Origin of the sequence: Phyllobacterium sp. (assembly GCF_037994425.1) — a bacterium.
In the GTDB taxonomy this organism is placed as follows: domain Bacteria; phylum Pseudomonadota; class Alphaproteobacteria; order Rhizobiales; family Rhizobiaceae; genus Phyllobacterium.
Genome location: NZ_JBBNAM010000102.1, coordinates 1 through 7,731, shown reverse-complemented (window position 1 = coordinate 7,731; position 7,731 = coordinate 1). Strand labels below are relative to the sequence as shown.

The window sequence follows — 7,731 nt, the reverse complement described above, 5'->3', positions numbered from 1 at the left end:
CCCAGCAGCCGCGGCTTCACATGCTCAAGCTTAAGTGGCCGTCGCAGGAGCGGATTGTCGAGCAAATAGATTTGACCCACAGTCAGGTAGTTGGCCGCCCGCCAATACAAGTCAATCTGGTCCAGCTCCTGGCGCGACAGCTGATTTTCTGTGACAACTTCACCGTCGGACATCGAAGCCTCCTAATCACCATTCTAGGATAAATCGCCACGCCTAATTGGCTTATGGGCCTATGGTTCGAGCCGCCGCATCCTCGAATACCTTATCAACCTCTCCATCCACCAGCTCGGCTGAGTCTGAAACGAGGCGAGAACCAAGAGACGTCAGTTTCCGCATTTCCTCAGCATATTCCGAAGCTGCGTCGCGGTAGAATTCTCCGTAAACCCCGAAGGTGTTCTGATACTTCTCCGAAGCAATCAGATCGTCAATCAACTTGAGGTTACGTTCGTAGCGGTGTTTTGCGAAGGCCAAGCCCTCGATTTGTGCGCGGATTATCCCCTTCAAAGCATGCGCCTGTACATGTGTGCACGCCCTGACCAGGGATTGCGCGACGTGGCCAAAGGGTACCGATCCAATAGCTGCCGAAGTTTGCTGAGATTCAACTTGATAAGACATATCTGATCCTTCAGTCGAGGTTTGAAATTTGAAAGCAGAATTGCAACAAGATATTTACATGTTTCGCATGCCACTAGCTCACGGTCATTGACTCAGGTCAAACTTGGCTCAATTGGAAAAAAACCCACTGTGTAAGCAACACCAGCGTCCGTTTTTGATTGAAGTCAAAGTCGGACCTTTCGGGCGAGACTACTATCTCAACGGCCATATAAAGGAAGTTCTGTTCAAGATAAGGGTATCTCATGATCGCGAGACCGCGCCGCGTGCTGAACGACCCCAAGCGTTCCGAAGATTGCGAGTTGGCAATTCAACTGCGTTTGATGGAATTGCTTAGCGATGCATTCGACGCGGGATGGGGAAAGCTTGAAGTCCTTGCCGCTATGAACAGGATTGCCGATCGGGCGGCCCTTAAGCTGGACGCCAAGGTCCAATTCGATGTGGTGAGCTATTTGCAAAGGTTCAGCAAGAAGAGTTGATGCTTTAACCTCCTCGGACAAGTGCACTTCGATGCGCTCTGCTAAGGATCGAGTATGGAATTACCCCAATATTTATCGGCTTTGATAGGCGGCATGCTTATCGGTTTATCCACGACGATGTTCCTCCTGTTTAACGGGCGTGTTGCCGGCATCAGCGGAATTGTCGGGCGGTTGGCGCAGGGCCTCAACATAGGTCTCAACGCTGCCTTTGTCCTGGGGCTGACGTTGGGTCCGCTCCTGTTCCAAGGCCTATCCGGCCGTTGGCCTGAGGTCACAATCACCTCTTCCTGGCCGCTGGTCATTTGCGCGGGATTTCTAGTCGGATTCGGGACGCGGATGGGATCCGGATGCACCAGCGGTCATGGTGTGTTGGGTCTAGCGCGATTTTCGCGCCGCTCGATAGTAGCCGTGGTCACCTTCTTGACAACAGGCATCGCTGCTGTGACGATCTTGAGGGTTTGCGGGCTATGAAGCATCCGTACGGACAACTCGTCATCGCTTTAGTTTCTGGATTGGTATTTGGCCTTGGATTATCTATGTCCGGAATGCTGAATCCGCAACGTGTGCAAGGATTCCTTGATATTTTCGGTGTATGGGATCCCAGTCTCGCTTTCGTGCTCGGGGGAGCCGTGGCTGTTGCGGCGCTCGGAGTCCAGCTCATGTGGAAATCGAGTCGCCCGATCCTCGAACCGCGATACCACGTTCCCACCAATAAGAGAATCGACGTGCCGCTCATACTGGGGTCGGCTATCTTCGGGTTCGGTTGGGGTCTTGGAGGGTTGTGCCCCGGCCCCGCCGTGGCTTTGTTGTCAATGGGATTGATTAAACCAATGGTTTTCGTCGTCTGCATGATCGTCGGCATGCAGGTTCACGACCGTTTTCTTAAGAAGAGCCAGTGAAAGCCAGCACAACGAAAACGACCGGCACGGACACTGTAGCGGTCCACTTTTCCGCGGCCCGGGGCCAGTACTTCATATTGCCCAATGATGAGCACGCACTGACAATCATTGGTTGCCGAAACGTGGTCGAATTCTACGCAAACTTGTGGATTGCTCTGCATCCATTCATGCGCCCGTATGTCGTGAATGCGTAAAGAGCCCAAGATGATAGATAAAATTCAGCCGGACGATACTGGCAACGGGTACAAGAAGCAGCAGCTCCTAGAGATTGTCGCTAATATTTGCGGCTGGTCGGTGTAGACTCATGCGGCGCTTCAGACCCATCGGGACCGGGTTGGACACGCGGGGAGCGGATGGCTTTAAGCCGACAGTCGATCCAGGCGCAACAGGCAAGCTTGTTACGCGGGGCACCAAAGCCAGGATCAGCGTTACGCGTATAGGCTTGCTCTTCGCCAGAAGCATCCAATCTACCAGGTCATCATGCTTATACTATGCAGAATGATCTGCAGACCGAGAGCTGCCTGGGTGACCCCGAGCACAACTGCCAAAACCTGAAGCGCCGTTCCGATCCACCTTAGAATCGTCTCGGCGAACATCATAGCCATCCAGTCGAGCGCTAGGATCAACAATACAATAGCGGCCACTGTGAGACCCTCCGTTTGGTGGCCGCTCGCCAACGTCGCGAAAACGATCACAGCGGCGATACCATAGGGCGTGACAATGGTCGGAAACGCCAGCGGAGTGAGGGCTAGTCCCAGGTCTGGTGGCTGGCCGGGTTCCGTCAGTCGATCCGGTGGGCCGGCAGAAGGCTGCAAGACGGTTCGCAAAGCAACGAGAAGCAAGATGATGCCTCCGGTCATCGCGAGTACCGGTAGCGAGATTTCGAAGTTTTCGAGCATGGTGCGTCCAAGCAGTCCGGCGACAGCGAGTGCGGCCGCCGAAAAGAGGATTGCTCTCGTGGCCATCCGTCGCCGAAAGCCTGGGGCGCAGTCGCCCGCAATGGCCATGAAGGGTACCAGGATCCGGATCGGGCCGAGCATCAGAAAGAGCATGAGGAACATTTTCCGCGCACCGAACCCAACGTCCGGCGTTCCTGCTTCAAGCGTCGATTGCGCAAGGGTTTGCATGGGAAAAAGGGCGGACAACATGATCGCCAGCATGTAGATTAGGAGAATCGATCTGAGCGCTCGATACGCCGGCATTGCCAAGCTCCAAGAATTCATGCGTGTAGTGTGTCTTTGAAATCAGCGAGACGACAGTACGTAACAGTTACAGGCGGTGCCTAACTTTGACTCTGATCAATGCACGACGCCGCGCGATGGCAGAAGCTCATTTGAAATTCTGATGTGAGAGGCTACGCCATGAATTTCTTGGTGCTGTATTCTACAATTGAGGGGCAGACTCGAAAGATTGCGGAAGCTGTTTCCAGTCATCTGGAATCACGGGGCAATATGGTCATGCTAACCGACGCGAACCAAATCGGATTTGCGGATCCGGGCACTAGCGATGGCGTGATTCTTTGTGCACCTGTCCATATAGGTCATTATCCGTCCCCGTTCGTCCATTATGTGCACAGCTGGAGCGAAGTTCTCAACGACATGCCGTCGGCGTTCATTTCCGTGTCGCTTTCCATTGCGAGCGCCGATGACGATGAAAAGACTGAGGCGAGGAATTATCCGTCGCAGCTGTCTGACGAAACGGGCTGGAGGCCTCGGTCCGTGCTTCACTGCGCCGGCGCGCTCAAATACACGCAGTACGACTTTTTCAAGCGCTGGATGCTCAAGCGCATAGCTGCTTCGGAGGACGGGCCCATCGACACAAAACACGATTTCGAACTTACCAATTGGACCGAAGTGAAAAACTTTGTTGATGACTTCTCGCAAGGCATTGCCGATGAACGCAACGCAGGCGAGTAGCAGTGATGATTAGTTGGCTCGTTCGCGTGCTTTTGATTGTCGCAGGCGCCATAACCGGAATGTTTGTTGCACGAGACGCTACAAACTTCGGGGTACTGCAGATGTTTGTGATGGTCGCCTTGATTACCATGACTATTGGAGCGTTGGCGTTTTGGCCAACGGTCCTGTCGTGGTTTAGGGGTAAACGGTAAATTCTCCGACCAAAGCCGTCGGCGCAATATTGCGGCATCAGCCAATCTTTCCCCTAACCTACAATCCGTCGTACCGCTGGTATGAGCTTCATCGTGTCGAACACCAACACTGCAAACACCCCGGCACCTGCAGCCAGCACAACTTGTCCAATCTCGGGCCTAGTGAAAGCGAACAGTTCGGCCAAACTGGGCTGGACAATGCAAATTGAAACGACCAAAACTGCGATAACCGCCGCGATCCAGAACGTCATTCGACCGCGGTCAAGCATATGAACAAGAACTGGCTCGCGGCTGCTGTTCACCAAGGCCAATGACAAATTCCCGGCCGTTACAGCAATGAATGCCGCAGTTCGCGCTGCTTCGACGGATGCTTCCTGCAATAACAGTCCCTGGTAAATCGCGAGGCAAACGATGAGAAGTACGCTGCCTTGAAGAAGGCCAAAAACTATCTGTTGGATTCCTGCCAGCGGATTCTCGACCGAACGCGGCGGCCTATGCATAATATCCCCCTCGGCGGGCGTGCGTTCAAAAACAATCGAGCACATCGGGTCGATGATCATTTCGATCACAACCACGTGCGCTGGAAAGAATAGAGGCGGCATGCCGGCGATCAGAGGCACCAACGCCAACCCGGCGATCAGAACATGGATCGCTGAAATGTATATTATCACCTTACGCAAGTTATCGAAGATGCGCCGCCCCATCCTGACCGCGCTAACGATGCTGCCAAAATCCTCATCGAGCAGCACCATGCCTGCCGCTTCGCGCGCAACGTCCGTGCCGCGTTTCCCCATCGCGATGCCGATATGTGCAGCCTTGAGCGCTGGCGCGTCATTGACGCCGTCACCCGTCATGGCAACGATCTCCCCCTGGCGTCTGAGAGCTTCGACGATCCGCAGCTTTTGTTCGGGCATGATGCGAGCAAAGACGTTTGCGCTAGAAACGAGCAGTTCCACCTCAGCATCGTCGGAACCTTCCAGCTGCTGGCCAGTGACAGTGCCGTGCTTAGTGTCAATTCCGGCAGCAGAGGCGATCGCCAGGGCCGTCGCTGAATAATCACCTGTGATCATTTTGACCGAGATTCCGGCGTGGGATGCTTCACGCACTGCCGCGGGCACAGTCGTCCGCAACGGATCCTCGAAGCCGACCAGCCCGGCAAAGGTGAAGTCGAAGTCATGCTGTGATTCAGGTAATTCACCCTGCGTGGTCGTCCCGATACCAACGCCAAGAACACGCAAGCCCTTTTCAGCCATGGTGTGAACATGTTCCCAGATCTTTGCTTCTTTTTCATCCGTGAGGTGGCACAGAGCAATAATGGCCTCCGGTGCACCCTTGCAGGCAACCGCAAAATGCCCAGCGTCGTCCTTCCAAGCGATCGACATTGCCAGCAATTCCGGACTAAGGCCGTACTCGCGGACCGTCGGCCAAACCAGTGTTTCATAGCCTTTGGCTCGTGACGCCAGTCCTGCGACCGCCCGATCCATTGGATCGATGGACGCATGCCTTGTCGCAAGCCAAGCGGCCTCGACCAGCGGAAGAATGGCTTGCGGTATGTCCCGAAAATCAGACTCGACTTCGAGTTGGTTAGTCAAAGTATCGAGGAATCGAATGCGCATGCGGTTTTCAGTGAGGGTTCCGGTCTTGTCAACGCAAAGAACGGTGGCTGCCCCCAGAGTTTCGATGATGGCGGGCCGTCGAGCGAGAACCTTGATTCGTGCAAGCCGCCATGCACCGATCGCGAGAAAAATTGTCAGAACGACCGGGAACTCTTCGGGCAGCATACTCATGGCAAGCGCGATGCCGGACAGAAGGCCTTGCAGCCAGTCCTCTCGATAGACGCCGTAGAAGATGACCAATGCGCAGCACACGATCGCGGCCAATCCTCCAAAAAGCCGAACGATCCGGTTGACCGAGACCTGAAGCTGGGTTCGTTCCACCACGATCGACGCCAACGAAACGCCGATGCGTCCGGCACGGGTTCGTAGTCCGGTATCAGACACAATCGCCGTTCCATGGCCCTTGACGACAAGCGTTCCGGAATAGACGAATGGCTGGTCGTCGCCTCCGGGCACTGCAGCCAGCTCACCGCAGTCGCCTGCATGTTTGCGGACAGGAACACTTTCTCCTGTCAGCAGCGATTCATCGACAACCAAGCCAACGTTGCTGATCAGCATTCCGTCAGCTGGAACGCGTTCCCCTTCATCTAGCAGCATCACGTCTCCCACTACGACCTCACGGGCGGCAATGATGCACTCCTTGCCGTCACGAACGACACGCGCTGAGGGAGCGCCCAAGTTCCGCAAGGCGGCAAGCGCGTTTTCGCTACGCTGCTGCTGGTAGAAGACGAGCCCGATAGTGAGGACAGCAAAGCCAGCCAGGAGAAGACCTTCCGCAAGGTCCCCAATCACGAGATAAAGCGTTACTGCCGCCATCAGGAGCAACAACATCGGCTCGGTCAGAATTTCTCTGGCGATAGCCAAACCAGACCTGCCGCCATCTTCCGGCATGGTGTTGGGTCCGTATCTGTCAAGTTGGCACTTGGCCTCGGCACTCGTCAGCCCCGCAGACATCGGAATCGGTGGCTCCACGTTCATCTTGGCACCTCGGTGATCCGACAAAGAAAGGTCAGCGCATCATGAATATTGGGATGGGTGATGTGTCGATCATGGACTTGGTTACACCACCAAAGAGACGCTCACGCAGACGCGAGTGCCCATAGGCCCCCATGACGATCATGTCGGCAGCGATTTCGTGAGCGTGTTGTTTGAGACTGTCTGCGACTGTCAAGCCCGATGAGCGAAGCCGATCGATCTTAACGGAGATGCCGTGCCTTTCCAAATAGGCAACGATATTGAACTGCGGAAGGCTACGCGTAAGATCCGCGTCATCGCCGTCAACTATCGTAAGATGAACGTCCACGGCCGATACCATAACATTGATGGCTTCACGCGCTGCCCGTGCTGCCTCGATGTGCCCATCCCACGCCAACAAAACCTTGTGCGGACGCAGCGTCGCTCGCGCGCCTGACGGCACCACCAGAGTCGGCCTTCCTGACTGGAACAGCGCACCACTCAAAGCGACGCTCTTCAGTGCTGGCTGATGCAGAAGATCCGGACCGATGATGGTGATATCGGAAAACCGTGCACGTTGCCCGATAATTTCGTCCGCCCAATCCTTTTCGCAATAGTAACTGTCGACATCGGCTCTAAGGCCAGCCGTTTGGACAAGCGATATGATTTGTTTCTCTCTCTTCTTCATCGCAGCAATATCTGCCTCGCGCTCGAGCAACCACGCCGGGGAAACCACGACGCCGTAACCGCCCATCGGAGTTGGCGCAAGCGATACGATGAGGACACTCAAATGGGCGTCTAGCTCCTTGCAGAGGTGGACGGCATTTACGATGTCGCGATCACACTGATCGATTCCGATGACGCAAAAGACGCTCTTGCACGACATGGCAACTGTCCTTGATTGAGGAACCATATTTGTCCAAGCCTCAGCCATAGGGCCGAGCAGCACAGGACTCATTGCGCTGGATCAAAGCGGAACGGAATTTCTTCGATACACTCCCGGCAGATAAGGAGGTCTACGATGGTCATATTAACAGAACTCACGTCGAAATTCCGGCATGTAC

At 54.9% G+C, this 7,731-nt stretch carries 9 protein-coding genes; 4 read left to right on the top strand and 5 right to left on the bottom strand.

The features are described 5' to 3' along the window. Positions 1 to 173 (bottom strand): hypothetical protein (locus AAAB35_RS07205; protein WP_340667541.1); only part of this gene is annotated, 173 nt, incomplete at its 3' end. Between the two features lie 49 nt (positions 174 to 222). Beyond that, positions 223 to 615 (bottom strand): phasin family protein, encoded by a 393-nt coding sequence (locus AAAB35_RS07200; protein ID WP_340667540.1) that lies wholly within the window; start codon positions 613 to 615, stop codon positions 223 to 225. Between the two features lie 242 nt (positions 616 to 857). On the opposite strand from AAAB35_RS07200, the gene AAAB35_RS07195 reads away from it, so the two are divergent. Genes AAAB35_RS07195 through AAAB35_RS07185 form a run of 3 tightly spaced genes read left to right on the top strand, consistent with a single transcriptional unit; the run spans position 858 to position 1,990 of the window. Beyond that, positions 858 to 1,091, top strand: coding sequence for a hypothetical protein (locus AAAB35_RS07195; protein WP_340667539.1), 234 nt, complete (start codon positions 858 to 860; stop codon positions 1,089 to 1,091). 54 nt (positions 1,092 to 1,145) lie between these two features. After that, positions 1,146 to 1,562, top strand: coding sequence for a YeeE/YedE family protein (locus AAAB35_RS07190; RefSeq protein ID WP_340667538.1), 417 nt, complete (start codon positions 1,146 to 1,148; stop codon positions 1,560 to 1,562). Next, on the top strand, positions 1,559 to 1,990 hold the full coding sequence (locus tag AAAB35_RS07185) for a YeeE/YedE family protein (RefSeq protein ID WP_340667537.1): 432 nt from the start codon (positions 1,559 to 1,561) through the stop codon (positions 1,988 to 1,990). Before AAAB35_RS07190 ends, AAAB35_RS07185 begins: the two co-directional genes overlap by 4 nt. A 467-nt stretch (positions 1,991 to 2,457) precedes the next feature. Here AAAB35_RS07185 and AAAB35_RS07180 read toward each other — a convergent pair whose 3' ends face one another. Further along, a complete protein-coding gene (locus AAAB35_RS07180) occupies positions 2,458 to 3,192 on the bottom strand; it encodes a MarC family protein (protein WP_340667536.1) in 735 nt (244 codons plus the stop codon). 144 nt (positions 3,193 to 3,336) lie between these two features. Between AAAB35_RS07180 and AAAB35_RS07175 the strand changes: the two genes are divergently transcribed. Beyond that, a complete protein-coding gene (locus tag AAAB35_RS07175) occupies positions 3,337 to 3,906 on the top strand; it encodes a flavodoxin domain-containing protein (RefSeq protein ID WP_340667535.1) in 570 nt (189 codons plus the stop codon). Positions 3,907 to 4,150: 244 nt separating this feature from the next. Here AAAB35_RS07175 and AAAB35_RS07170 read toward each other — a convergent pair whose 3' ends face one another. After that, positions 4,151 to 6,691, bottom strand: a complete 2,541-nt coding sequence (locus AAAB35_RS07170; protein WP_340667534.1) for a cation-translocating P-type ATPase — start codon at positions 6,689 to 6,691, stop codon at positions 4,151 to 4,153. 31 nt (positions 6,692 to 6,722) lie between these two features. Next, positions 6,723 to 7,553 (bottom strand): universal stress protein, encoded by an 831-nt coding sequence (locus AAAB35_RS07165; protein WP_340667533.1) that lies wholly within the window; start codon positions 7,551 to 7,553, stop codon positions 6,723 to 6,725. Positions 7,554 to 7,731: the final 178 nt, after the last annotated feature.